20 protein-coding genes are annotated in these 25,329 nt (G+C 58.7%); 11 read left to right on the top strand and 9 right to left on the bottom strand.

Annotated features, from left to right (window positions below):
• Positions 1-96 precede the first annotated feature (96 nt).
• Entirely contained in the window at positions 97-2,421 is a 2,325-nt protein-coding gene (locus NF685_RS08945; protein ID WP_252849380.1) for a Hint domain-containing protein, read from the bottom strand.
• A 410-nt stretch (positions 2,422-2,831) separates the two neighbouring features.
• On the opposite strand from NF685_RS08945, the gene NF685_RS08940 reads away from it, so the two are divergent.
• Genes NF685_RS08940 through NF685_RS08925 form a run of 4 tightly spaced genes read left to right on the top strand, consistent with a single transcriptional unit; the run spans position 2,832 to position 6,360 of the window.
• A complete protein-coding gene (locus NF685_RS08940; protein ID WP_252849379.1) occupies positions 2,832-4,010 on the top strand; it encodes an MlaE family ABC transporter permease in 1,179 nt (392 codons plus the stop codon).
• Between the two features lie 3 nt (positions 4,011-4,013).
• On the top strand, positions 4,014-4,796 hold the full coding sequence (locus NF685_RS08935) for an ABC transporter ATP-binding protein (RefSeq protein ID WP_252849378.1): 783 nt from the start codon (positions 4,014-4,016) through the stop codon (positions 4,794-4,796).
• Positions 4,796-5,758: an MlaD family protein gene (locus tag NF685_RS08930; RefSeq protein ID WP_222548122.1), complete on the top strand. Its 963-nt coding sequence runs from the start codon at positions 4,796-4,798 to the stop codon at positions 5,756-5,758. The genes NF685_RS08935 and NF685_RS08930 overlap by 1 nt, the downstream gene beginning before the upstream one ends.
• Positions 5,755-6,360, top strand: coding sequence for a PqiC family protein (locus NF685_RS08925; RefSeq protein WP_222548123.1), 606 nt, complete (start codon positions 5,755-5,757; stop codon positions 6,358-6,360). Before NF685_RS08930 ends, NF685_RS08925 begins: the two co-directional genes overlap by 4 nt.
• A gap of 33 nt (positions 6,361-6,393) precedes the next feature.
• On the opposite strand, the gene NF685_RS08920 is transcribed toward NF685_RS08925, so the two are convergent.
• Positions 6,394-8,298, bottom strand: a complete 1,905-nt coding sequence (locus tag NF685_RS08920; RefSeq protein ID WP_222548124.1) for a porin — start codon at positions 8,296-8,298, stop codon at positions 6,394-6,396.
• A 229-nt stretch (positions 8,299-8,527) separates the two neighbouring features.
• Between NF685_RS08920 and NF685_RS08915 the strand changes: the two genes are divergently transcribed.
• Positions 8,528-9,169 (top strand): DIP1984 family protein, encoded by a 642-nt coding sequence (locus NF685_RS08915; RefSeq protein WP_252849377.1) that lies wholly within the window; start codon positions 8,528-8,530, stop codon positions 9,167-9,169.
• 361 nt (positions 9,170-9,530) lie between these two features.
• Here the strand turns inward: NF685_RS08915 and NF685_RS08910 are convergent, their stop codons facing one another.
• Both NF685_RS08910 and NF685_RS08905 read right to left on the bottom strand, forming a co-directional pair.
• Positions 9,531-10,649: a catalase family protein gene (locus tag NF685_RS08910; RefSeq protein WP_252849376.1), complete on the bottom strand. Its 1,119-nt coding sequence runs from the start codon at positions 10,647-10,649 to the stop codon at positions 9,531-9,533.
• Between the two features lie 354 nt (positions 10,650-11,003).
• Entirely contained in the window at positions 11,004-12,206 is a 1,203-nt protein-coding gene (locus NF685_RS08905; protein WP_252849375.1) for an alpha-hydroxy acid oxidase, read from the bottom strand.
• 276 nt (positions 12,207-12,482) lie between these two features.
• Here NF685_RS08905 and NF685_RS08900 point away from each other — a divergent pair, with 276 nt between their 5' ends.
• Genes NF685_RS08900 through NF685_RS08885 form a run of 4 tightly spaced genes read left to right on the top strand, consistent with a single transcriptional unit; the run spans position 12,483 to position 17,545 of the window.
• Positions 12,483-14,270 carry a thiamine pyrophosphate-requiring protein gene (locus NF685_RS08900; RefSeq protein ID WP_252849418.1) on the top strand — a complete coding sequence of 596 codons (1,788 nt, stop codon included), beginning with the start codon at positions 12,483-12,485 and terminating at the stop codon, positions 14,268-14,270.
• Positions 14,271-15,248: a hypothetical protein gene (locus tag NF685_RS08895; protein ID WP_252849374.1), complete on the top strand. Its 978-nt coding sequence runs from the start codon at positions 14,271-14,273 to the stop codon at positions 15,246-15,248.
• Positions 15,241-15,906, top strand: coding sequence for a gluconate 2-dehydrogenase subunit 3 family protein (locus tag NF685_RS08890; protein ID WP_252849373.1), 666 nt, complete (start codon positions 15,241-15,243; stop codon positions 15,904-15,906). Before NF685_RS08895 ends, NF685_RS08890 begins: the two co-directional genes overlap by 8 nt.
• Complete coding sequence (locus tag NF685_RS08885; protein WP_252849372.1) at positions 15,896-17,545, top strand: GMC family oxidoreductase; 1,650 nt, start codon at positions 15,896-15,898, stop codon at positions 17,543-17,545. Before NF685_RS08890 ends, NF685_RS08885 begins: the two co-directional genes overlap by 11 nt.
• 90 nt (positions 17,546-17,635) lie before the next feature.
• Here the strand turns inward: NF685_RS08885 and NF685_RS08880 are convergent, their stop codons facing one another.
• Both NF685_RS08880 and NF685_RS08875 read right to left on the bottom strand, forming a co-directional pair.
• Positions 17,636-18,244: a DUF1826 domain-containing protein gene (locus NF685_RS08880; RefSeq protein WP_252849371.1), complete on the bottom strand. Its 609-nt coding sequence runs from the start codon at positions 18,242-18,244 to the stop codon at positions 17,636-17,638.
• On the bottom strand, positions 18,231-19,121 hold the full coding sequence (locus NF685_RS08875) for a DUF1826 domain-containing protein (protein ID WP_252849370.1): 891 nt from the start codon (positions 19,119-19,121) through the stop codon (positions 18,231-18,233). Before NF685_RS08875 ends, NF685_RS08880 begins: the two co-directional genes overlap by 14 nt.
• Positions 19,122-19,199: 78 nt before the next feature.
• Between NF685_RS08875 and NF685_RS08870 the strand changes: the two genes are divergently transcribed.
• A complete protein-coding gene (locus NF685_RS08870) occupies positions 19,200-20,462 on the top strand; it encodes a GTP-binding protein (protein WP_252849369.1) in 1,263 nt (420 codons plus the stop codon).
• 15 nt (positions 20,463-20,477) lie between these two features.
• On the opposite strand, the gene NF685_RS08865 is transcribed toward NF685_RS08870, so the two are convergent.
• The 3 genes from NF685_RS08865 to NF685_RS08855 are packed head-to-tail and all read right to left on the bottom strand — an operon-like array spanning position 20,478 to position 23,321.
• Positions 20,478-21,248 carry an SDR family NAD(P)-dependent oxidoreductase gene (locus NF685_RS08865; RefSeq protein ID WP_222548133.1) on the bottom strand — a complete coding sequence of 257 codons (771 nt, stop codon included), beginning with the start codon at positions 21,246-21,248 and terminating at the stop codon, positions 20,478-20,480.
• 7 nt (positions 21,249-21,255) lie between these two features.
• A complete protein-coding gene (locus tag NF685_RS08860; protein WP_252849368.1) occupies positions 21,256-22,257 on the bottom strand; it encodes an AraC family transcriptional regulator in 1,002 nt (333 codons plus the stop codon).
• Between the two features lie 26 nt (positions 22,258-22,283).
• The gene (locus NF685_RS08855; protein ID WP_252849367.1) at positions 22,284-23,321 is read right to left on the bottom strand and encodes an NAD(P)-dependent alcohol dehydrogenase; all 1,038 of its coding nucleotides are present in this window, start codon (positions 23,319-23,321) and stop codon (positions 22,284-22,286) included.
• Between the two features lie 290 nt (positions 23,322-23,611).
• Between NF685_RS08855 and NF685_RS08850 the strand changes: the two genes are divergently transcribed.
• On the top strand, positions 23,612-25,315 hold the full coding sequence (locus NF685_RS08850; RefSeq protein ID WP_252849366.1) for a glycoside hydrolase family 32 protein: 1,704 nt from the start codon (positions 23,612-23,614) through the stop codon (positions 25,313-25,315).
• Positions 25,316-25,329 lie beyond the last annotated feature (14 nt).

Below are 25,329 nucleotides of genomic sequence, written 5' to 3'. Positions count from 1 at the left end.
CTGACGTCCTGTCCGCAGGACGGGACAGTACGAGATGATAAAATACATACCCCCGAAGGCCGTCATGGCTTTCGAGGGTACGCATAAAGGCGAAGCTCAGGCGCTGAGTGCCTCGGGCTCCTCTTCTTCAAGTCGATATTCCGTCACAGCACGCACCTCGATTACCAGAGAGCTGCCGTGCGTCACGCTGTCCTGAGGCAGGGGCAGAAATGCAAAACCATCCGTCCAGCGCACAGGGCCATGTTCGCAGGTGTGCCAGCCCGGAAAATCCCGGCTTAGATGTGTCGTGATATCTACCGCCGTCTGACTTGAGAAAAGTGTAACCCCGCCCACGAGAATGCCGAGGCGTCGGCGATCGTCCACGAACGGTCCCAGCGTGTCGCACGGACGGGCGCTGCGCGAGACAAGACGAACGCTGTGCACGCCGCTGGGAAGGGCGAATTTGGCCACACCCGGATTGGTGGAACGGTTTTCGAGCACCGTTCCGCGGTCTGTCAGGAGATACAGCCCCGGATCACCGGTCAGGACCGGATCGATGGAGCGGGGGCGAACGCCCTGCACGATGGCACGATCCAGTATTGCCTTGTGCAAAGGCTGAACGAAATCGATCGACACGTCGATCGGCGCCGCGCTCTGTCCGTGCGCAGCAGGAATATACATGGACCTGTCACCGTCGAACATCGTGCGGTTGCCAGTGTCGAGATATGTTTCTGTCAGGACGTTATTGGCCCAGATGAGGCAGTGATCCTCGGTCTCGATATGATAGTAGGTGTAGCTTTCGAACGAACGGTCGTAGAAAATACTCCGGTCATTGACCAGCATGCGAACCGGCACCAGTCGCCCGTCCAGACACAGGCAATGTTCCGGCGTAATCAGCATGTCCTGCGACGGCATATTGGGTGCCAGGGCGTTTTTCAGAATACGTACGGGATAGGCGCCGCGATCGACTGCACCATCCAGAGCAGGGCTGCTCTGGGTCTGTACGGTCTTCTGACCCGTCCAGACGATAACGCGAGTTTCGAGCTTTCCGCTTTTCGCATCGAGCACGCTGACACGATCGCCCACCGCGAGCGTTTCAACAGCGCGCATCCCGTCAGGGGTCGTGATCATGTTTCCTGCCAGATAGCAGGTTTCATACAACAGATTGCCATCGGCGGTATCTGACAGGGAATATCCGGCAGCCTTGGCCCCAACGATGTTCAGCGTAATGATGCTACCGTTCTTCAGGGTAAAGACCACATAATCGGCATCGGGATAGCTGACAGAAGCGACGTCCGCCGCCCGTACGCCTGCAATCTTGATCGCATCGGAATTACCGGGAGCCGTACCGTCGAAATCGGTGATCTGGGTCGTCAGCGTGCCGCCCGCCTCCAGTCCCATAATCGTCAGCCCGCCATTGGTCGATCCTGCCAGAGAGATCTTGCCTCCGGTATTCGGCCCGATGAATGCCTTTCCGCCGCCTCTGATCGTCACACCATCGGCAAGAATCTTTCCGGAAACGGCATTCACGGTTGAACCGTCACCGATCCAGTGGGCACCGATCTGGCCGCCGGGCATGATATTGATTACGTTCCCGCTATAGGAGACACCACCGATATAAGTAGACCCCGAATAGACGTTCACTGTTGCCGCATCGGCAAACATATTATTGCCCAGGGGAACCGTGCCGGCATTGTAGAGATTGATCACACCGCCGCCGGGCCCGAACCGCGCATTCACACGCGTGCCGAACACATCGATCTGCCCGCCCTGGACTGTAACCATATTCCCCCAGGTCGCGCTGGCCGAAACCGTCATGATAGCCCCGGACAAGAGGGTGGTATTGGCATCCATACGGCCATTAACGAGGATAGAAGCGCCAGCGCTGACAGTCAGACCCGCAACGCCAGCAGCAAGCGTACCGCCCGGATTGATCACGATGCGATTACCCGATTGCAGTAAACTGGCGTTAGCCCACCCTGCTATCGAAGTATCGGTTCCGGTGATTTTGCCGCCGCTCAGAATATTGAAAGTCGTGTTTCCAGCGACGAGATTGCGTGCAAACGACTGGGTGGCACCACTCTGGACAGCAACGGTTCCACCAGCAGCCGTGTAGACGATCGCTGCATTTTTATACGTATTGATCTGGCCGCCCGAGAGATGGATCTCGCCGCCGGCATTCTGCGTGGTACCGCCATAGAGGCTGACCTGCCCCCCGGCATTGAGAATGGTCGGACCGGTGGTCGTTCCGTTGATGTGGTATATGCCTCCGTTCACCGTGACGGTCCCGCGATGTATCGCCCCGAGTTCGAGCGAAATCATCCCGTTAAAGCCCACTGTGGCGCCGTTGATTGTCCCGCCGCTCTTCACCCAGACCGGATTGCCAGGTGTCGTAACAACATTACTCTTCGTCACGCCTGACGAGACATAAATGTCGACCATCTCGAGTTTTCCTAGTTGGTATTTCGACATAGAAACAAAGAAAGCGAGTCTATGTTTGTGGATATAAAAAATTTTTTCTTATTATAGATATATCTATATTTTTCTATTCGAATTTATAGTGATTTTTATATCAAGCATGTCGCTTTTCTATCGAGATATAGTAATCTATAAATGCCACTCTCGAAGTATAGGTAAAATGCATTTGGGTCTACTTCGGGGTTCCGACGGGGCACTCGTTCACCGCGCCTGACCGCATCTTAACCACTCAGGGGTGGAACAAAACGACAAGACGCTTACCTCGTTTTCCGGTGCGATTTCCTGAACACTGGGCAGCATTCTTGCCAGATCCTGTTGTTAGGATCAGTATCTGTCCTCATGACAGCCCCTGACATGCCTCGACAACCATGAGTATGCCTAAGCCACCTGGTGAAAGCAGGTCGCTCCGCCCCAGCCAGCCGATATGGCAGATTACCCATGGGCCGACCGGACCACAGCTCTCCCTGACGGGTGCATGGCTCAGCCACGATACGGCCCTCCCCTGCTTCACTTCGGAAGACCTCGACCGTGCTGCTCAGGCAGAGACCTCCCGAGCGTGCGCGCCCTCTCTGCAATGCGACGCGTCGGGCGTCGCTGCCTGGGACACAGGTCTCGTAGCCTTTCTGTGGGATGTGCGACGTGCCTATGCCCAGGCCGGCGTGACTTTCGATACCTCTTCCCTGCCTCATCCCATGCGGCAACTGCTCGATCTTCTGCCGGATACGCCCCCGCCAGCACGGACGATATCCCGCGCCCGGCGCCCCTTTCTGGAAACGCTCGGCGCATCCTTCCTCGCTTTGCTGGCCGAGACAGGCATTCTCGCCGGACTTGCCGGCAAGACAATACGCGCTGCATTTCGTGCGTTATTCGGGCGCTCGGGCATGCGCGGCAGCGATTTGCTGACCGATTTCATCAATGCCGGGCCCTCTGCCCTCATCATCGTCGGTGTTGTCAATTTTCTCGTCGGTGCCATTCTTGCCTTTGTCGGCGCGGTACAGCTTCAGAAATTCGCCGCAGGAATTTACGTTGCCAGTCTGGTCGGTATTGCCACCGTGCGTGAAATGGCGGCTGTCATGACGGCCATCATCATGGCGGGACGAACCGGCGGTGCCTATGCCGCACGCATTTCCACCATGCAGGGTAATGAGGAAATCGATGCGCTGCGCGTCTTCGGTATTCCCGTCTCCTCCTATCTGATCCTGCCAGCCGTCCTGTCTCTCGTCATCACCATGCCACTGCTCTATCTCTATGGCTGCCTGATCGGGATGCTCGGGGGATATGTCGTGGCCATTTCGATGCTCGACATCACCAGTCTCGGCTATTTCCACCAGACTGTTATTGCTTTTGGCATCGGCCAGTTCCTTTTCGGCTTTATCAAAAGCATCGTTTTCGGGGCCTTTATCGGGCTTACAAGCTGTCGTATCGGCCTCAAGGCAGGTCGCTCTGCTGCCGATGTCGGTATTGCCGCCACCCGTGCCGTGGTTATCGGCATTGTGGGCGTGATCGCTCTGGATGCGATATTTGCCGTTATTGCCAATAGTGTGGGAATCTGAGCCATGAGCGATGTCCCCATTAGCGACGTTCCCATTCTGGCCATGAACGACGTGACACTGGCGTTCGGCCCGAAAATCATCCAGTCCAACATCGACCTGACCGTTCGCAAAGGCAGCATATTCGCCGTTATGGGTGGCTCAGGATGCGGCAAATCCACCCTGCTCAAAAGCATGATCGGCCTGCTAAGGCCGAAAACAGGCAGCTTCCATGTCGGGGGGCAGGATTACTGGGCAGGTAGCGACGCAGATCGCACAGAACTGAATCATCGTTTCGGCGTGCTGTTTCAGAGTGGCGCCCTATGGAGCTCGATGACGGTTGGCGAGAATGTTGCGCTGCCTATGCAGATGTTCACAAAGCTCGATGCACGCGCCATACGGCGTCTGGTCGAACTCAAACTGGCTTTGGTCGGGCTGCTGGACGCCATAGATCTTACCCCTTCGGAAATCAGTGGGGGCATGCGCAAACGCGCCGGTCTGGCCCGGGCGCTGGCGCTCGACCCCGATATCCTGTTTTTCGACGAGCCCTCGGCAGGGCTCGACCCCATTACCTCGGCACGTCTGGACGATCTGATCCTCAATCTGCGCGATGGGCTCGATGCGACCATTGTGATCGTCAGTCACGAACTGCCCAGCCTGTTTACCATCGCCGATGACGGTATCTTTCTCGATGCCATCACCAAACGCCCCATTGCCCATGGATCTCCGCGCGACCTGCGCGACAACTGCGATGACCCGCAGGTTCATGCCTTCATGAACAGGCAACGCAACGAAGAAGGAAACGCCTGATGAACAGACAAGCACTCGTCGGGGCGTTCGTTCTGGGGGGGATGGCGCTGATGATCTGCGCCTTCGTCTTCTTCGGCAATTTCCATCCCTTTACCCATACGGATCGGGCCGTTCTCATTTTCCGCGGCTCGACCAACGGTCTGTCGGTCGGAGCGCCAGTCAATTTCCGCGGCGTGCAAGTGGGCGCAGTCGATCGCATTGCTATCGAATACGACCCTAAAACGCGTGAGGCGTTTATTCCCGTCTATATCACGCTGCGCCGGGACGATATTCTGGTCGCTGGTCAGAAACACGGTCATCTGCCGAGCCTTCAGGACCTGGTGGCGCACGGATTGCGCGGCGAGATGAACCTCAAGAGTTTCGTGACAGGCACATCGCAGATCGATCTCGATATTTCACCCGGCACGCCAGCCACCCTGCATCCCGAGCTAACGAACGAGACGGAAATTCCCACACGGCAATCGCCCATACAGGCTATCACCAGCACCCTGACCCATCTCCCCCTGCGCAAGCTGACTGAAGATGCAGCGACAACCCTCGCCGTCGTCCGTCATCTGGCAGAAACACTCGACCAGCGCCTCCCTGCACTGGCCGACAGCCTGCAGCAGACATCCGATCACAGCCGTGCAGCGCTGGATACGGCGCGTACCATGATCGCAACGCTGCAACCGCAAGTCATGCGCACGCTCCAATCGGTGGACCGTCTGGCGACGACCGGATCGGAACAGCTGACTTCTCGCGGGAAAGACATTCATCTTCTGATCCAGAACAGCCGTGAGACCATGATGACGGCAAACAAGGCCCTGACCGACCTTCAGGGCATGACATCGCCCCGTTCGATCGATCGCGCCAATCTCGATTCCAGCCTGCGCGATATTGCTGCGGCTGCAGCGGCTCTGCGCGGCTTCGCCAACGATGTCGAGCGCAATCCTCAACTTCTGCTGACAGGACGTCGCCAATGACCCTGCGCCTTCGCACCTCTCTGTCGCTTATGGGTCTTTTGACAGGACTGCTCTCAGCCTGCGCATCGGCACCCGTGCAATTCTATACCATTGCGCCGCCCATCGACGGGAGCAGACTGGCACAAGCCGATGCCCCCGTCGTTTACGTGCCTCGCATCGCCATGCCGGATTATCTCGATACGCAGGATATTCTGCTGCGTGATGGCAGCCGCCTTCTGCGCAGCAGCAACGGTCGTTGGGCAAGCCGGCTTTCCCAATCCGCGACGGATCTGATCGTAGCGCGCCTCGCACAGGATTGGCCGCAGCGCATGGTCACAGCCTATTCGCCCCAGCAGACGCCAGACACCAGACTGGCCATTACAATCGAGCGTATGGATATCACGCAACAGGGACAGGCGATGCTTGTTGCCTCCTGGACGGATCTGCCCGGAATCGAGTCACGCGCCATACGTAACGGACGGGCCAACCTCAGCGTGACGGGGAGCGTGGCGGACGATGCTGCCAAGGCAGCATTGCTGCAAAAGCTGTTCACCCAGCTTGCCGACAGCATCGCCAGCAGCCTGCCCATGAACGAGGCGCGCCTGACCACGAAACCTTCCTGAACGAACGATACGACCGCCTTTCCGGGAGACTTCCTAGAAGGCTGCCTGGATACGACTGCCAATCATGTTGACCGAACGCCCCTTGGTATTGACCGTCCCGACGGTTTGCGAGCGCGTGGCGTCGATATGGCTGTATTGAAGCTGAATGCGGTAATGCCGGTTGAGGTACCAGTTCAACCCACCCGACCAGACCGTCTGAACACCGCCGCGTACTCCGCCAGTGACTGAGGCCGGTTTGTCGCGGGCGACGTTGCTGTTGAAATCCATCACGCTCCATCGCCCGACGAGTTCGAGTGCACCCCACTGGTTGTTCCAGAGATCGAAATCCTCTTTCGGCGCCGGCGCAGAGAACGCGGCGTCCTTGGGGCTGTAACGGCGCGGCTGACCGAACAGCGTATAACTGCCCGATACATAATAGCCGTCGAAACCTAGATTGGGCGCAGGCCCCTTCTTTCTGGCCTCGTCGGTGCGATCGACACCGATATGATAATATTCGGCCTGGATCAGGGCGTTTTTGTAGCGCAGGGCAATTTCCGGACCGATCGCCCAGACCCTACCGACATCGGCGATGGTCCCGCTCGAAATCAATCGCTCATTCGTCAGGCGTGTTTCAGGACGGTCGCTCAGCGACAGCACACGCCCCTGGGCAGTCTGGTTGCGCTTGAAAGACATCGTCGAGGACATGCCGAGATGCAGATCGACGTTTTTCGCGGCGACAGGGCGCCCTGCCACACGCAGCAGCCCACCCATCTGGCTGTCGGAAACAGTCGGATCGTTCGTGCGATCGCCATAGGTCTGACCGGTGAGATAAGCCCCGAGATACCAGCGTTTCTGATGCGTACGCCCACCCAGACTCATGCGCGTATCGCCTGCGGCAATCAGGCGGACGATTTCGGAAACCGATGCTCGTTCCATGAGAATGAACCCGTTCGAGGATTCCGAATCCTGCATGGTCACACGCGGCTGATAATAACCGACGGTCAGCTGCGAGTTGTGGAACCCGCTATAAACCATATTGGCTTCATATAGCCCCGCCGTACCATCCACCGTGCGCCCCCATTCCGGCGTCAGATTGGCCAGAAGGTTGCCATAGCGCCATGTCAGAGGAAGGCGCAGACGTCGCGCATTTTCATTCATTTTGGGGAAGCGGCCAGTCTGCCCCTGAGCGGAGCCGCCACTGGACGGAAAGCCGCCAATATCCAGATGCATGACCAGTCCCACTGAGAAGGCATACAGACCATCGCTTGAGGCAATGGTCGGACGACCTGCGGGGAAACCGATCCTGATACCACCGATATCGACCGTTTCAGCCGTTCGTGTTGCCCGCCGGAAATCCGCCAGAGACATGTTCAGACCGTGATCGGGCGGTGGAATGAGATGGGTGTCGTAGGCCACCTGCGGGTTTGACGGTTTACCCTCGCCACGACCGGCAGAGGCAAGCTGTACAGCAGCGGGAGGCGCCGCGATACGAGACCCCGCGCCACCCTTCGATGGCATCGTTTCCGAGGGCACCTGGACCGCGCCGGATGACGCAGGAACTGTATCGGCACGCGCCGTGTCCGAGACGGAAGAGGAGGCTACGGGCCGTCCGGCTGGTTGTCCGGTCGCCGCTGCGGTAGCAGAATGAGCAGAGGCAAGCCGTGTCGGTTCGGCAGAGACATCGTGGTGGGACGTCCCCCCTGTCTTGATGGTTTTTGTCGGAACAGGACGCGCCTGTGCCAGTTCCGCCCGGTGGCGCAGATTACGCTCTTTTTGCAGTTCATGCCTCAAATCCGAGATCTGTCCCTGCATCTGGGCCCGCATCTCGCGCATCTCGCGGCGCAAGGCCGCAATATCGTCGTCGCGATCAGCCCCGCTTGCGACAGCAGGCGTCAGAGCGAAGGACGGAATGACGACCCCGCACAGAAGCAACAGGGTCGGAAAGGAGCGAACACGCATGAACTTGATAAACCATAAGCTGAACTAAGTGTTCGCAGCTATAAACGAGCCTATAAGTCAGTTACGTGACGGTTTTATGACAAGACGGGCTTTTTGTAATATTAAAAAACAAAAGCGATCCTGTCGAAAGACAAGCAGAATCGTTTTGAAATAAATACATGAAATTCATAGGCCGGGGAACGACCTCACTCGCAAATATCGTACCGTCACTTTCCACCCGTGATTCCCGATGAAAATCCCACCCAAAAAAAGAGTAAATGCTTCATCCCTCCACCCGATCGCATTGGCATTGTTCCATCGATCACTTCGCGGTGCATTCCGTACGGAAATCCGAATTTGCACGCCAATACAGCATGGCAGCTTTCCCTGTTCTGCAATATTGTTCACACAAAACAGGATAAGGAGGGAGATCGACGTGTTTCTCGCTGAAGCTCTTACGATACGATCTGATCTTGCCAAAAAGCTGGAACAGCTAAAGGCACGCCTGCTCCGCAATGCAAAGGTTCAGGAAGGCGATACCCCCGCCGAAGACCCGAACGAACTGCTGCTGCAATACGATCGCGATATTGCCGAACTGCAATTGCTGATCGCACGTATCAATGCGACCAATGCATCGACCGTTCTCGATAACGGCATGACGATGACCCAGGCTCTCGCTGAGCGCGATATGCTTCGTTTGCGTGTAGCGACTTTTCGCGACCTTGCCAAAGAAGCAACCGTCACGCAGTCTCGCATAACCAAATCCGAGGTCCGGTTTTGCCCGACAGTGTCGGTAGCCGAGGTTCAGAAGCGGGTAGACACTTACTCCAAGAAACTGCGCCTGCTGGAGGTGGAGATACAAAAACACAACTGGAACATCGAACTGGAATGAAGGCGTAGCTGGTACCGTTTTATCGAGAGCGAACACACCCCTGCCGGCAGGGTATACCGGCCTTTCTGGTGGGCCACGGGGCAGCCAGTGCGGTTCGACTCCGCCAGCGACATACACGCCCAGCATCGTGACAACAGCACGACGCATACTGCACTTTTATCTACCGCGTGTTGGCTCGATATAACGGGAGGGCGGGACAGGGGCCCAGCAATCACTGCCGGGCGGGCTACGCATCACCCCCCACCACCTGCGATGCCCGTAAGGGTATGAGAGCATGCGGGCGCTGACACACGGCCAACCTACCGGCGAAAAAGTCTTCCGGATGCGATCGAACCGACGGCTATTTCCGTCACAATCACAGTTACAATGATGCGCCGTTCTCTCTCGCGGTCCGCTGATCGTCCGTCGCAGACATGGCAAGGCGCATGGGACAGCCGTTCAGCCTGCCACGCAGTTGTGAGGAAAACGGATAGGCGGCGCGTCTTGCGCGCATGATATTGCCCAGAGGTCGATGGGCAACCAGCCCATGCCAGGGCGAGAACGAAAGACTATCGTCGATTTCCCTTGATCTGCTCTCACTCCAGCTGACCTGAGGGGGAAATTCGATGCTCGCAATCGTCTGGAACGGGCTGAGCGTTTCGTTCCACTCGACAGTTGCAGACTCGACAGGCTGCTTCTCCAGATCGCGACAAAGCTGCACACGCAGGCTCATGCGTCCGCCCTCCTGTGCCATGACACGCTGTATCGCTCGCCTGATTGCAATCGGATCATGATCGATATCGATCATCCGACCGGTGAGCCGTCGAAAGCTCTCCGATTCAGGGACCAGATCGAGCTTGCCGATATAGGCTCCAAAACGCACAGGCACCTGAGAATGAAAGCGGTCACCCAACGGATGAGTCGGGGCAAAACCACCAAGAGCATCGAGCGCTGAACTACGCGCCGCAAAACGAGACAGAACACGCTGTAAGAAACGCAGGCTGCGTGAGAGCAGAGCCTTGGCTCCCTCGGCACGATCTGTGGTCAATGCGAGAACACGCAGCATCTGCAGAAACCCTTTTGCATCCGGGGCACCGAAAACCGTCCCATTTGCAAAAAGAAAGTCCTGAACGGCGACGCCGCGATTATCGTCGAGCAACGCGCCGGGCACATCGTGTATTTTCAGCGCGAAACCTCTTGGCCCGGATACAGCATCGCGCAATGGATCGCCCGGTATGGCAGATAAACGCGCGGTTACGCGAAAAGACCCGGGATGGGCGAACAATCCCTGGGCCAGCTCCGGCGGCAGACCTGAAGGAATATGGATCCTGCCATCGAGCAGGGCATGACTTTTCGCGTGCACGCCACGCGAAGCATGACCGAGATCGCGCCGTGTGGCCGTTATGATTTTCCGAAACGTCGCGAGCAGCTTGCTTTTGACCTGCTCCTCGCTGGCCTCTAGCGTTTCAATATCGGAACGATAAGCAACAGGAGAACGCATCGGCCAGTTCCACAGATCGAGTGAAAACGAAGAATAGAGGTCGGCGACCTCACCACTCTCAAAAGCGCATCGCACCCGGACTGGTTGCGTGAAACGGCAGAAAGCCCGGAGGTGACGATCCGATGTCGATCCTTCGTGACGCGAGAGCGCTTCTGACCGACAGTGTCACGGCAGGACATCGAGCTATAAACCTGCCGAATGAGAGATCTGACCCCCTGATCAAAGATATGATGAACAAAGATGGCAATGCGCCGCTATGGGCGTAACGGCCATGTCTGTATTGCCTTAAAACAGCACGAAAGCGGAGTGGGGAGATTATCGCTCCCCCTCCCCTTGCCCGTTATCTGGAAACGCTCAGACGTAATCCGGTGCGCGTTCTGCAGAATGCATTTCACCGAGATCCTTGAGCAGGTCACGATCCAGCGCCTCGATCGATGTGACCCCAAGAAGAGCGAGATCACGACTGATTTCGGTTTTCAGGATTGATACGGCTTTGTCGAGCCCTGCCCCACCCGCAAGAGCGCAGGCCTGGAGGAATGGACGGCCGAGCATGACGGCATCGGCCCCCAGTGCCATGGCCTTGAGAACATCCCCGCCGCAGCGAAAACCGCTATCGGCAAGAACCGCCATGGAACCGGCCGCTTTTTTCATCTCTCCCAGTACTTCGAGTGGCGCTATCGTCGAATCCAGCAGGCGCGCGCCATGATCCGATATGCCGATACCATCCACCCCGATACTGGCAGCCTCGGCCGCATCCTCGGGGCGCAAAAGACCCTTGAGCACCAGTTTGCCTTTCCAGCGTGCACGGATATGGCGGATATGATCCCAGGTAAAATGGGGAGATCCACCGACCGCTGCGATTTCACTGGAAAAAAGTCCCGGTCCGCCCTTGGGGCGTATATTCACGATCCTGGGGTTCCTGTCCCGCAGGATCGTGCGCCCAAGCGTACCGAACGTCCAGCCCGGATGGACAATCCCCCCCAGAGTGGAACGTAGATTAGGCCGGATAGGCATAGAATATCCGGCCTTCGTTTCCGCAATGCGCTGTGCTGGGACAGGCACGTCGCAGGTTATGAGAAGAACAGGATAACCCGCCTTCTGCACACGATCGATCATACCGTCGATCACCGCCATATCGCTGGGCAGGTACGCCGCAAACCAGCTGCGCGGATTGATGCGTATGATTTCTTCAAGCGGTGTCAGCGAATTGGCCGACAGGGCATAGAACAGATTATGACGTCGCGCTGCGGCAGCCTCGATACGGTCGGCGTCATAGCGGGTCATGGCGGCTCCACCCGTGGGCGCAAAACCGAAGGGCTGATCGTAGGTCTCTCCAAACAGCGTGATTTTCGTATCCAGAGACGAGACGTCACGCAAACGATAGGGACGCCATAGATAGCGTTGAAAAACCGCCCTGTTGCGACGCAGGCTGATTTCCGACCCGGCACCGTTGCGCACGTACTCATAAACCGCTTTTGGCAGATAGCGCTTCACCGCCTTTTCGAAATCAGTAAGCCGATAGATATCGTGCAAACGCCGCTTGGCCGTCATGGACATGGAGAACCTCCGGATAGATCGTGCTGGGCAAACGCCAATGAAATCACAACGATGGGCGGAGCCCGGGACACTACTCCGTTGCCGTCACGTTAATGTGAGGCAAGGCGGCACCGTCGCATTTCATTTCCCACCGTTGATAACGCTCAACAAAGCGGGGCGGGCTCATCCGAGTTCATGAATATAAAATAATTTTACAAAGTATGTGAATGAACATTCCGGCTTGACGCGACGTTCCTGTGCCACACAGCCAATCGCCGGAGCATCACAGCCATGTCCATGAATGTCAGCGAGTTCATGTGGAAACGCCTCCAGGAATGGGGACTCAAAAGAGCCTATGGTTATCCCGGCGATGGTGCAGGCGGCATCGATGTAGCACTGCAGCATGAGATCGATGCAGGGCGCATCGAATATGTGCAGGTTCGCCATGAGGAAATGGCCGCCTTCATGGCATCGGCTCATGCAAAATTCACGGGTCAGGTCGGTCTGTGTTTTGCAACATCCGGGCCGGGGGCCATCCATCTGCTCAACGGGTTGTATGACGCCAAGCTCGACCATGTCGGTGTCGTTGCCATCATGGGGCAGCAGGCCCGCACCTGTATGGGTTCGAACTACCAGCAGGAAGTCGATCTGCAATCGCTCTGCAAGGATGTCGGGTCCGAATATATCGTCACGGTTACCGAGCCTACGCAGATGCGCCATGCCATCGACCGTGCCGTTCGCATTGCCCGCGACAAGCGCGCCCCAACGATCGTGATCGTTCCCAATGACCTGCAGGAACTGCCCTACAAGGACGCGCCTGTGGCGCATGGCTTTACCCATACCGGCATTGGCGAGACCGTTATCAGCCCCGTGCCCGAAATGCACGGATTGCAGGCCGCAGCCGAAATCCTGAATTCGGGCAAGAAAGTCGCCATACTGGCCGGCGCGGGCGCGCTCGATGCGACGGACGAACTGATCGCCATTGCCGATCTGCTCGGCGCAGGCATCGCCAAGGCTCTTCTTGGCAAGGCAGCCGTGCCGGACGAACTGCCCTATGTAACCGGATCGCTCGGTCTGCTCGGCACCAAACCGTCCTGGGACCTGATGAAGGAATGCGATACGTTCCTGATGGTCGGCTCCGCATATCCCTATAGCGAGTTTCTGCCCGATCCGGGTCAGGCACGTGGGGTGCAGATCGACATCAACGGGTCCAATCTGTCTCTTCGCTACCCCATGGAAGTCTGCCTGCAGGGAGACAGCACGGCCACCCTTCGCGCCCTTATCCCGCTTTTACAGCGCAAGAGCGATCGCAGCTGGCGCGAGAAAATCGAAAAAGAGGTCGAGACATGGTGGAAGGTGCTCGAAGCACGCGCCATGACAGATGCCAATCCGGTCAATCCGCAACGCGTGTTCTGGGAATTGTCCCCTCTCCTGCCGGAAAACGCCATTATCACCGCCGATTCAGGCTCGGTCGCCAACTGGTTTGCGCGTGACATCAAAATACGCCGTGGAATGAAAGCATCCCTCTCAGGCGGCCTCGCCTCTCTGGGGGCTGGCACGCCCTATGCGGTCGCTGCCAAAATGGCGTTCCCCGAACGCACCGTCATTGCCTGCATGGGCGATGGCGCGATGCAGATGAACGGACTGAATGTCATGATCACGATTTCCAAATACTGGAAGCAGTGGGAAAATCCGAAACTGATCGTTCTGGTTCTCAATAACCAGGATCTCAATCAGGTGACATGGGAAGAGCGCGTCCAGCTCGGCGAGGGCAAGACGACTGCCACACAGTCCATCCCCGATTTCCCCTATCACAAATATGCCGAACTCCTCGACCTCAAGGGCATTCTGGTCGATCACCCGGATCAGATCGCCGGCGCGTGGGAAGAGGCTCTGAGCGCAGATCGTCCTGTCATTCTCGAAGCCAGAACCGATCCCGACGTGCCCCCGCTACCGCCTCATATCACCCTGCAACAGGCGAAAGCGTTCCTGTCGTCCCTGCCGACCGAGCCTGAACTGCTCGATGTCATTCGTGGATCGGCCAAGGAGATGCTTGCGACCTTCCTTCCTGCGAAGAAGTCCTGAGTGGCGCGTTATAACGGCCCACGCGGGGCCGTCGGCTGGGCTCTCGGCCTGACCGGCGCCCTGACGGCGGCTGCCTTTGCCGCGGCAGCACGCGGTGGGCGCATGAGCAGGAAAGCTCTGCCCCCCGCCCTTTCAACAGAGCGCGCTCCATCGCCAGACCGGGCCAATCTGGCGGCGCGGCGACTCAATCGCTCAGCAGGCACATTGGCTGCCTCCGTGCTTTTCGACAGTGCCGTGGAACATTATCGCGGCAGCTTCGAAAACAAGGCAATGTACACGCCCCTGGTGACATCGGCATTGGCGCTGGCGGTTTCCGCGCATGGAACGGCCGACAAACGCGCAAAGTCGCATTGGGCGCGCGATAGTATCTATGCGCTGACCGGCCTTGTAGGACTGGCGGGAACAGGCTTCCATTTCTGGAACGTCATCCAGAAACCGGGTCGGTTCATCTGGCAGAACCTGTTTTACGGTGCACCGCTCGGCGCACCGATGGCTATCGGCCTTTCGGGATTGCTCGGCTTTTTCTCCGAGCGCGTGCGCGACACGCCTGCAGGTGAAACACCGCGCCTGTTCGGTCTGCCTGCCGGACGCGTGATCGGTGCCGTTTCCGGCGCAGGTATGATCGGCACGACAGCAGAAGCCGGATTGCTGCATTTCAGAGGCAGCTTTCATGATCCTTTCATGATGCTGCCCGTCACCATGCCGCCAGCAGCGGCGGCTGCGCTGACCAACGCATCACTGGGCGATACACGCACCGACCGGCGTCTGACGCGCTGGTGGTTGCGCGCAACAGCCATCATGGGTGTTTCAGGCACTGTTTTTCATGCCATTGGCGTCGGTCGCGATATGGATGGATGGCGCAATATCCAGCAGAACCTGCTCAATGGCCCGCCCATTCCCGCGCCACCCGCCTTTACCGGCCTGGCACTGGCCGGGCTCGCTGCCCTCGATCTGATGGAGGATGACAGCGATGTCTGACGTGACCACGAACGCGGCGACAGAGCGTTATCCCGGCTATGACGTTCTCAACAAGCGTCTTTCCCCTTCATGGAACGAGGCGACACGGCGCGTGATCGATGCGCGTCTCGCCGTTCCGCGAGAGGCCCGCTATCTGAATGCACTGGAATGGCGCACACTGAGCGCATTATGCGACCGGATCATGCCGCAGCCGCGCGACCGTTCGCCCGTGCCACTGGCCGCCTATGTGGATCAGAAACTCCTTCACGACACACGCCCCGGTTTTCGCGACGCGGCGCTGCCACCTCAATGCGACACCTGGAAAAACGGTCTGGCCGTATTCGAAGCGGAGGCGCTTGCACGCCATGACAGAAGTTTCCATGCGCTACCGCCGGAACTACAGGAATCCCTGATGCAGGAGGCGGCCGATGGAAATCTGGGGCACGCAGGCTGGAGCGCCGAACAGATGCAGCTCTTTTTCAACGGCCATGTACTGACCGATATTCTCTCCGCCTATTACGCCCATCCCACCGCCTGGAGCGAAATCGGGTTTGGCGGCCCCGCCAGCCCGCGTGGCTACGTGCGCCTGCAGAACGACCGGCGTGACCCATGGGAAGCGATCGAAGCAACTCCCGGGACAGTCGAGAAGACGCGCAAGGAAAACCGTCATGTCCGATAATCCCCTGTACACGCCGCGGGCCACGAACGGCCGTGCGCCCGACGTTTTCCGCAAAGGCGCATGGGTTCCCATGCGCGAATATGCGCAGAACGAGGCTGTGGACTTCGTCGTAATCGGAACCGGTGCCGGGGGTGGCCCTCTTATCGCGCGGCTGGCTGAAATGGGCTATTCGGTCATCGGCTTCGATGCCGGTGCGTATTTCCGACCGCTCGAGGATTTCGCCTCGGATGAAACAAGCCAGAGCCAGCTCTACTGGACCGACGAACGCCTTGTGGACGGCGCCAATCCCATCAAGATGGGAAGCAACAACAGTGGCAAGGCCGTCGGTGGATCGACGGTTCATTTTGCTATGGTTTCGTTGCGTTTTCGACCCGAGTGGTTTCAGGCACGCACGAAACTCGGCTATGCCGTGGACTGGCCGCTCGACTGGCGTGAGATGTGGTCCTATTACGACAAGGCAGAGCGTGACCTCGCCATTGCGGGGCCGGTCTCGTATCCCTGGGGGCCCAGACGCCCGCGCTATCCCTATCGTGCACATGAAATCGGCAGTGCGGGTGAGTGGCTGGCACGCGGTGCCGAAGCCATGGGGTATCGCTGGTCGGAGACACCGCTCGCCACGGTGTCGGCCCCGAGAGGCGACTCACCGTCTTGCGTCTATCGTGGCTTTTGCCGCGTGGGCTGTTCCACCAACGCCAAACAGAGCCAGCTGGTCACCTATATCCCGCGCGCGTTGAAAGCCGGAGCGGAAATACGCGATCTGGCCATGGTGAGCCGCATTGAAACCGACTCACGAGGGCTCGCCACCGGTGTGCATTATCATCGTGAGGGCAAATGGCATTTCCAGCGTGCGAAGCAGGTTATCGTTGCGGGCTATGCCATCGAAACACCGCGCCTGCTTCTGAATTCTGCCACAGACCGTTTCCCTGACGGGTTAGCCAACCGCTCCGGCTATGTCGGGCGCAATCTGATGGTGCAGTCCAATCAGGCCGTCTATGGCCGCATGAAGGAAATGGTGCGATGGAACAAGGGACCGCCTTCGCTCACCATCACCGAACACTGGAATTACGAAGATAAAAAGGACTTTTTCGGCGGTTATTGCTGGATGGCCCAGGGACCTCTTCCGCTCGAATGGTCCTCTGCCGTTTCTTCCTCGCGCGGGATGTGGGGCGAGGCGCTGCGCCAGAAAATGATGGACTACAATCATCAGGTCGGTCTCAAGATGGTGGGCGAAATGCTGCCAAGCATGGAGAACCGCGTGACGCTGGCCGATGAAAAAGACCAGTACGGTCTGCCGATCACGCGCATCACCTATGGATGGCAGGACAATGACAAGGTCATGATCCAGCATGCCCTGGGGGAAATGCAGCGCTCTCTCGAACTCATCGGGGCACAGGATATCTGGCGTCAGGAGAATGATACGAACCATCTGGCAGGTACGGCACGAATGGGATTTTCCGCTGAAAACTCGGTTGTCGATGCCGATTGCAGAAGCTGGGATGTGCCCAATCTGTGGATCTGCGATGGCTCGGTCTTTCCGACGGTCGGCGGGGTCAATCCCTCACTGACCATAACAGCGATCGCGCTCCGCACGGCAGACCGCATTCAGACACTGCACCGTCAAGGCAAAATCACGCTCTGAACGAAGCAGAAAACCGATCCGGGTACGCCATTTGGCCCGCACAAGCGCGGATAGATCCACCGCTCCTGACCGGGGGCGATCCCCCCGGTGTTACAGGGCCCGGATAAGGAGAACGACACCCAGAGAGGCAGGGTCGGGCACCAGACGCAAGCGTGTTTCACGCCGTGCTGGCATTAAGGCAAGACTGAACGGAGCAAAGCGTGTCATGGCAGCCCCACCGAATCCCCCTCCGGAATACCAGCACACATCGTCATGCCCATAGGCACAGAACAGGGTCAATCTCCCACCCGGCTGAGGCATGCCTCCAGTCCCTGTGCTGAGCGTCAAATGAAGCCTGTTCGACCCGGACAGGGCAGCTGCGAGCGAAGCGCAGTGGATAATATCCTCGATCAGAAACGCCGGGTAAGAGGCGTGTCCATGCTCACCTGCGCCCACGACGGGTTCTGGCTGCCGGTCTTTCACAGCCTGCGTGATCTGCTCGACGGTACCGGTAAGGTCGAACGGCGTGAGGTCAGGCAAATGCGCTCTCATCGCCTGCACCCAGCCTTCCGGGGGCCTGCGCGCCCACACCACCATATCGAGATCCTCCCGCGTCAGATGGGAGAGCGCATCCTCAAGTCCTCCCGCCCGGACGCGTGGCGCATCGTCGGTTGCGCCAGAAAGGGGGGAGACATCGGGCCAACTCTCAATGGAGAACATGCGGACCCGTTCCCTGAGCCATGTTCCAGGTGCTTTCACGCCGCGCCAGCTGTTCGGACGACAGGGCGGAATGCTGGAAAGACGGATCTTCCGGGCTTTGCGCGTGCATATGTTTCTGCGCGGCTTCAGTCGTTGCGGCTACCTGCTCTGCGTTCTGGTGCGACGCGGTCTGACCAGATTCTCCCTCGAGCTGAGCTGCATCATGAATCGCAGCGCAAGCCGGATCGGCACAACGGCCCGACCAATCCCCATGCGGCTCATCGGTTTGCGCCAGCATGGCATCAATGGATCGGTCCGTTCCGAGAGATGTTTCGTCTATCGTCAGAAGCAATCGGCCACCCAGACTCAACTGGGCGTCGGTCATGGGTGGAGAACGGTGTCTGGCCGTGCAGCTTTCCGACCAGCCGGGGTGCGCCGTACCGGCGAGCAATACGACCGAGCCGGGCGGTGTATCGTGAATCGTAACCCCTTCGTCACGCGTCCATTGTACGCCAGGCCCGACATAGCTGCGCAGCAGGCGCAAGCTGAGATGATCCACATGGAATTTCCGGCAGCTATCGGTCAGAACGCGCTCCAGCCTGATACGAACGAAGTCCTGTCCTGAAATATCTGCGTAAAGCCGGGCCAGAGACAGAATATCCTCTTTGAGTGCCGGGGATTGTCCCTGCAGCAACGTGTCGAGCTGCGCTGACAGCGCCTCGATCGTGCCACGCAGGATCACCGGTCGCGGCTTCGACCCGAGATAACGAAAGGCCTCGTCACGCACCCGGTCCAGCAACCCGAAAGGCAGAATGGTCAGATCGCCTGCCGGGAGCGTGATTGCCAGAGGCTCTTTGCGATAGGCGAGAACACGACGTGTGGGACATGGGTTGAACATGGCGCATCTCTCGATTAGGTTATGTTATAACATAACAGATCTACCTCGAAAATCAATGTGTCGCCTCGAAAGACTGCCATGACCCAAAACAGCTCCCCTGCATCGTCAAAAGCCGCTCCTAGTTCCGACACGCCTGCCCGGAACGACACACGTCTGCCCGTCACGATTCTGTCGGGGTTTCTCGGTGCGGGCAAAACCACATTGATGAATCATCTGCTCAACAACAGCGCAGGGCTGCGTATTGCCGTCATCGTCAATGACATGAGCGAAGTGAATATCGATGCCGCACTGATACGATCCGGCGCCGGAGAGTTGAGCCGTACCGAGGAAAGCCTGGTCGAGATGACCAATGGCTGCATCTGCTGCACACTGCGTGACGACCTTCTTACAGAAGTGGGCCGTATCGCTGCCATGGCGCGTTTCGACTATCTTCTGATCGAATCAACGGGCATTGCCGAACCCCTGCCCATCGCCGCAACCTTCGAATTCCGGGATGAAAACGGACGCAGCCTCAGCGATATCGCGCGTCTGGATACGATGGTGACACTGGTCGACGCGGCCAATCTTCTGGCCGATTTCTCCTCGACGGATTTCCTGCGCGACCGGGGTGAAGTCGCGGGAGATGACGATGGCCGCGCCCTTGTCGATCTGCTGGTGGACCAGATCGAGTTTGCCGATGTCGTTCTGCTCAACAAGATCGATGCCGCAACGGAATCGCAGCGTCAGACAGTACGACGCATCATACGCGCCCTCAACAGTGAGGCGAGGCTGATCGAGACGACAGAAAGCCGCATCGATCCGGCTCAGGTTCTCGATACCGGTCTGTTCGATTTCGAACGTGCCCAACGTCATGCACGCTGGTATCAGGAACTCTATCACCCCGAAACACATGCTCCGGAAACCGGGGAATATGGCGTGTCGAGCTTCGTCTATCGCGCAAGACGCCCTTTCGACCCCGTTGCCTTTGCACGGTTTATCGAGGAGTCCTGGCCCGGCCTGGTCCGTGCCAAGGGGTATTTCTGGCTGGCCACACGCCCGGACTGGGTTGGAGAACTGAGCATTGCGGGCTCACTGGCGCGCAATCAGGCTGCCGGACGCTGGTGGGCCAGCATCCCACACGAACACTGGCCGCAAGACCCGGCATGGCACGAAACCCTGCTGGGATATTGGGACGAGACTTATGGCGACCGCAGACAGGAGATCGTTTTCATCGGAGCCGGATTGAATGAAATCGCCTTGCGCCTGCGTCTCGACAGCTGTCTCGTCATGCCGGACAGTCTGGGTGCCTTCGATCCGACCGCCCATGCACACCTTGCCGATCCGTTCCCGCATTGGGAATAGGGAACATCCGGTGCTTTATATGGCGGTATAACCGCCATCGACGAAGATCTCCTGCCCGTTGATCATCCCCGAGGCAGGGGTAGCGAGATAGAGCACAAGATCGGCCACTTCCTGCGGTGTCGCGACGCGGCCTGCGGGAATTTTCTCGAGAAAGCGCTGGAGCTTGTCACCTACGCCCCAGACACGCTCGCCCATGGGCGTCCAGACCACGGTAGGGCAGACAGCATTGCACTGGATATTATGGGGTGCCCATTCGGCTGTCATCACCTTGGTCAGACCGTTGAGCCCGGCCTTGGAGGCCACATAGGGGCCATGATCGGTCAGCGCCACGCTGCTGGCCATGGAGCTGATATTGATGATCTTCCCGCCCCCGGCCTCGATCATGCCCGGCGCCAGCGCCCGCGCCATAAGCCAGGGCGCCCGCAGGTTGAGATTGAGAATGGAATCCCATTCCTCAACGCTTTGCTCGATGAGCGATTTCGGAATGCTCATCCCGGCATTATTGACAAGGATCGTCGGTGCGCCGAGCTCGCCGCGTATGCGCGTAGCAACCTGCTCCGCAGCCCGGGCATCGAGCAGATCGGCGGCAATGGCGAGACAGGTCCGGCCCTGCGCAGTGACCAGCGCGCGCGTCTCGTCCAGCAGCGCCTCATCGCGTGCGATAGCCACGATATCGGCCCCTGCGGCGCTCAGCGTTTCGCAGATGGAGACACCCAAGCCCCGTGAGGCCCCGGTGACGACGGCAATCCTGCCCTGAAGCGAGAAACGGGTGGAGAGATCGGTCATGACAGGCTCAGGCCTCCTGCAGTTGGCGCTTCGGGGCGCCAAGGGAACGGGTATGCACCCTGAGGTCGGGTGCGGCGATCTGTCGCGATTGCTGGCGGAACTGGCGCGGAGTGCAGCCGCGCAAGCCCAGAAATACGCGATTGAAGTTTGAGAGATTGCTGAACCCTGCTTCCCGACAGATATCGGTCACCGCCTTGGGGGTCGTCGCGAGCAGATGACAGGCATGGCCGATACGCAGCTTCTGCATGAAGCTCATGAACGTCTCACCCGTCACCGCACGAAACTGGCGCGAGAATCCCGATGGCGTCATGCCGATGGTAGAAGCGATGGTCTCATGCCGGATGGTAGCGGGATCGGTCGTCAGGAGCTGGCGCACCAGACGGTTGATGCGCGCTGCGCCCGAAATCCCGTCACCACCCGCCACAGTGCGATCGCGCCCGGTAGAAAGACGCCGCCATGGCGATTGCGACAACCCGGAGAGAAGGGACACGCAGGAGGCAAGTTTCTGGCCCGGACCCTGCGTACTACCCAGGGCGACAAGCGCCTCGGCATGGGCCAGTGCCTGCACCCCGGTGAATTCAAGCCCGTGAACCGATTCAGCAAGCATGCGGGTCAGGCCCGACAGCTCCGGACAAAGCGCGATCAGCCCCTCAATCCAGTTCTGGCTGAATTGAAGCACCACGTCGCGCCCCTGAAGCACCTCGCCCTCGGAGAGAGGGCTGAACCACGCATGAGGCAGATCAGGCCCGATGAGAACAAGCTGCCCCGTCGAGAAAGAGCCGATATGATCACCGATCATGGCACGGCCAGCGCCCTGGGTGATCAGGTGCAGCTCATATTCCGGGTGGTAGTTCCAGCAGGCGATGGCTGCCGGGTAATCGTGCCGGTGCCAGCGGAAACTGCCGGTCTTATGCTCCGGTATCAGTTCCAGAATGGCGGAGTTCCGCCCCCCTCGTCCATTCTGACCCAAAGGGGTGTGACCCGTGGAAATGCCATTGAGAAACGACATGAGACGTGCCTCGTGCGCGTGGAAAGTCAGAGCGTTATCTGGAGTTTGACGTCTTCCGGCCGCCCTTCCGCCGCGCGCCCGAAGGCCGCAATGCCCTCGCTCAATGGAAAGCTGCCCGAGATCAGCGGCTTTAGGTCGATGCTCCCCGAGGCAATGAGTGCAATGGCGCGATCATAGACATGGGCATAGCGAAAGATTGTCTCGATGCTCAGCTCTTTCGACTGTGCTGCAACGATATCGAAGGCGATCTTTTCAGGTGGCATACCGACCAGAACCAGACGCCCACCGGGGCGGGTGCAATCCAGCGCATCCTGATAGGCGCTCTCGAAACCGCTGGCCTCGAATGTCACATCCACACCCCAGCCTTCACCGCACTGGGCGGCGATACGCTCGGCCGGTTTCGCCGCGGCCAGATTGATGGGCACGATATTGGCATAGCGCCCGGCTATAGCGAGTTTGGGCGCAGAAAAATCGCTGATGAAAACCTGGCTCGCGCCTGAGGCAAGTGCAGACAGCGCTGTCATGATGCCGATGGGCCCGGCACCGGTAACGAGACAGACATCTCCTGGCTGGATCTTCGCCTTGACGCAGGCATGAACGCCCACCGTCAGCGGCTCGACCATCGCACCCTCGGCGAAGCTCACATGATCGGGCAGTTTGAAGGTGTAGGCAGCAGGATGCACCACGGTAGGTGTCAGGCACCCATGCACAGGCGGCGTCGCCCAGAAACGTACAGCCGGATCGATATTATATTGTCCCAGACGTGCGGCGCGGGATAGCGGATCAGGAATGCCGGGCTCCATGCAGACGCGATCGCCGATCCGAAGCGTCTTCACCCGCTCGCCAACCGCCGTGACAACACCTGACGCTTCATGCCCCAGCACCATGGGCTCACGCACCACAAAAGGTCCGATTGCCCCATGTGTGTAATAATGCACGTCGCTACCGCAGATGCCGACCGTATGGATAGCGATACGCACATCATCGGGGCCAAGTGTGTCATCCAGCGCGATCTCCCGCAGGGACAGTTTTCCACGCTCTTCCAGAACCAGTGCCTGCGCCATCTCGTCGTCCTTCCTGCATTCTGCCTCGATCCCGACATTGGGGAACATGACAGTTATGTTAGATATAACGACACCATCTCATCAAACAGATCGGTTCTTAACAAAAACCGATGATTTCTTGCCTGATATGAACACCACTCCGTGATCCGACATTCTAGGCGATGCGCATCGAGGAGAATGGCGACAGCGCCTAGATCCCTTCACCGTGCCCGTTTGTCGCGACAGGATGCATGGCCTATGGTCGAGCCCTTCTACACGACCTCCTGTCGCAGTTCCCGAGGAAGACCATCATGACCGAGCGCCCTGCCCTCTCCGGATTAAGCCGTCGTCGGGCGCTTGCTTCTCTTACAGTTACAGGTGGAGGCCTGATGGGGGCGGCTCTGGCGCAGGCCGCGCCCGGTCCACAATCCCCTCCCAAGGCGCCGGATGGAGAAAGAAAAGCCGAGCCGAACGCCTCTCACCCCTCACCCGCCGATCAGCCCGGCGCCACGGCACATCCGGTCATTCGCACGCAAAGCGATGCATTCTATCGCCCGACGATCCACTTCTCACCCGAAAGCGGGTTCATGAACGATCCGAACGGGCTGATCTACAATAACGGTGTGTTCCATCTCTATTACCAGTTCGACCCGTTTGCCCCCTATGCAGGTCATGTACACTGGGGCCACGCCATCAGCAGCGACATGCTGGCCTGGGAAGATCAGCCGATTGCGCTGAATGAAACACCGGACGGCGAAGCATTTACCGGCTGTGCCGTTCTCGACACGCATAACAGTTCCGGCCTGTTCGCCGGGGGCAAAGGCGGCCTGATTGCGCTCTACACGCGTGCAACACCGAAAAAACAGTCGCAGTTCCTTGCCATCAGCGAGGATGACGGCAAGAGCTTCAGGGATATTCCCCATAATCCCGTGCTCGATATCGGCAGCAATTCCTTTCGCGATCCCAAGGTATTTTTTCACATTCCGACCGGACAATGGGTCATGGTCGTGGCCAAGGCACGCCTTCATCAGATTGCATTCTACGCCTCCATCGACCTGCAGCATTGGGTGCATCTGAGCAATTTCGGCCCGTCGGGTCTTTTCGGCGTCGATTACGAATGCCCGAACCTGATCGAGATCCCTATCGAGGGCGGTGGGTCGCGCTGGGTGCTGTTCATTTCGGTCAATCCGGGTAGCCCGACAGGCGGAAGCATCACCCAGTATTTTGTCGGCAGCTTCGATGGCAGTCACTTCATCCCCGATGACACGGTGATCGGCCTGACCGATTTTGCCAAGGATGCCTATGCGCTTCAGGTCTATGAAAACATGCCTGGACATGAGGCTGTATCGATCGCATGGCTGGGTAACTGGCAGTATTGTCAGGAGTTGCCCACACAGAGCTGGCGTGGCTGCATGACCCTGCCGCGCCTGATGATTTTACGCCATGATTCTGCAGGGTGGCTACGTCTGGCCCAGTCGCCCCGGGACCTCGACACCCTGCGAGAGGCCACCGTGCCATTTGCCTGCAAGAGACTTGCCGCGGGGGCGAGTGCCTCCGTGCAGCTTCCGCTCGGCGCGGCGCTTGAACTGGTGTTGAGTGCGACGGTCGATCAGATGAACCCCAATCTCCCGCTGGGAGACAAGGGTCGCACCGGGCGCTTTGTCATTGTTTTCGGCAATGATACGGGCGAAAGCCTGACCATCGGTTTCGATGCCTTCAGCGGTCAGCTCTGGATCGACCGGGCCGATCTGAACGGTTTCAAACAGCCTTTCTTCACCGGGCAATTCTCGACGACGCTCAACCCGGATGATCGGCATTTCGATGTCAGGCTCGTGCTCGATGCCTGCACGCTTGAGGTCTTTGCCAATGGCGGCCTGTCGGTCGGTACCGCGCTGCTGTTTCCCGCCAACCCGCTGACCTACCTGAAACTGGAAGCCACAGGCGCGGGGGCAAGTATCGACACGCTGGAGCTTTACCGGCTCCGCAAAACGATGGCGCGTCAATCGGCCCTGTAACATGCGCACCCTAT

It is taken from the genome of Asaia lannensis NBRC 102526 (assembly GCF_024054035.1).
Classification (GTDB): domain Bacteria; phylum Pseudomonadota; class Alphaproteobacteria; order Acetobacterales; family Acetobacteraceae; genus Asaia; species Asaia lannensis.
The sequence above is the reverse complement of the archived record's forward strand: the minus strand, read 5'-3'. Positions and strand labels throughout refer to the sequence as shown.

Excerpts from the sequence above, each read along its gene's own strand:
- NF685_RS08945 (WP_252849380.1), bottom strand. The coding sequence starts at position 2,421 with ATGGTCGACATTTATGTCTCGTCAGGCGTGACGAAGAGTAATGTTGTT.
- NF685_RS08940 (WP_252849379.1), top strand. The coding sequence starts at position 2,832 with ATGCCTAAGCCACCTGGTGAAAGCAGGTCGCTCCGCCCCAGCCAGCCG.
- NF685_RS08935 (WP_252849378.1), top strand. The coding sequence starts at position 4,014 with ATGAGCGATGTCCCCATTAGCGACGTTCCCATTCTGGCCATGAACGAC.
- NF685_RS08930 (WP_222548122.1), top strand. The coding sequence starts at position 4,796 with ATGAACAGACAAGCACTCGTCGGGGCGTTCGTTCTGGGGGGGATGGCG.
- NF685_RS08925 (WP_222548123.1), top strand. The coding sequence starts at position 5,755 with ATGACCCTGCGCCTTCGCACCTCTCTGTCGCTTATGGGTCTTTTGACA.
- NF685_RS08920 (WP_222548124.1), bottom strand. The coding sequence starts at position 8,298 with ATGCGTGTTCGCTCCTTTCCGACCCTGTTGCTTCTGTGCGGGGTCGTC.
- NF685_RS08915 (WP_252849377.1), top strand. The coding sequence starts at position 8,528 with ATGAAAATCCCACCCAAAAAAAGAGTAAATGCTTCATCCCTCCACCCG.
- NF685_RS08910 (WP_252849376.1), bottom strand. The coding sequence starts at position 10,649 with ATGCGTTCTCCTGTTGCTTATCGTTCCGATATTGAAACGCTAGAGGCC.
- NF685_RS08905 (WP_252849375.1), bottom strand. The coding sequence starts at position 12,206 with ATGTCCATGACGGCCAAGCGGCGTTTGCACGATATCTATCGGCTTACT.
- NF685_RS08900 (WP_252849418.1), top strand. The coding sequence starts at position 12,483 with ATGAATGTCAGCGAGTTCATGTGGAAACGCCTCCAGGAATGGGGACTC.
- NF685_RS08890 (WP_252849373.1), top strand. The coding sequence starts at position 15,241 with ATGTCTGACGTGACCACGAACGCGGCGACAGAGCGTTATCCCGGCTAT.
- NF685_RS08885 (WP_252849372.1), top strand. The coding sequence starts at position 15,896 with ATGTCCGATAATCCCCTGTACACGCCGCGGGCCACGAACGGCCGTGCG.
- NF685_RS08880 (WP_252849371.1), bottom strand. The coding sequence starts at position 18,244 with ATGTTCTCCATTGAGAGTTGGCCCGATGTCTCCCCCCTTTCTGGCGCA.
- NF685_RS08875 (WP_252849370.1), bottom strand. The coding sequence starts at position 19,121 with ATGTTCAACCCATGTCCCACACGTCGTGTTCTCGCCTATCGCAAAGAG.
- NF685_RS08870 (WP_252849369.1), top strand. The coding sequence starts at position 19,200 with ATGACCCAAAACAGCTCCCCTGCATCGTCAAAAGCCGCTCCTAGTTCC.
- NF685_RS08865 (WP_222548133.1), bottom strand. The coding sequence starts at position 21,248 with ATGACCGATCTCTCCACCCGTTTCTCGCTTCAGGGCAGGATTGCCGTC.
- NF685_RS08860 (WP_252849368.1), bottom strand. The coding sequence starts at position 22,257 with ATGTCGTTTCTCAATGGCATTTCCACGGGTCACACCCCTTTGGGTCAG.
- NF685_RS08855 (WP_252849367.1), bottom strand. The coding sequence starts at position 23,321 with ATGGCGCAGGCACTGGTTCTGGAAGAGCGTGGAAAACTGTCCCTGCGG.
- NF685_RS08850 (WP_252849366.1), top strand. The coding sequence starts at position 23,612 with ATGACCGAGCGCCCTGCCCTCTCCGGATTAAGCCGTCGTCGGGCGCTT.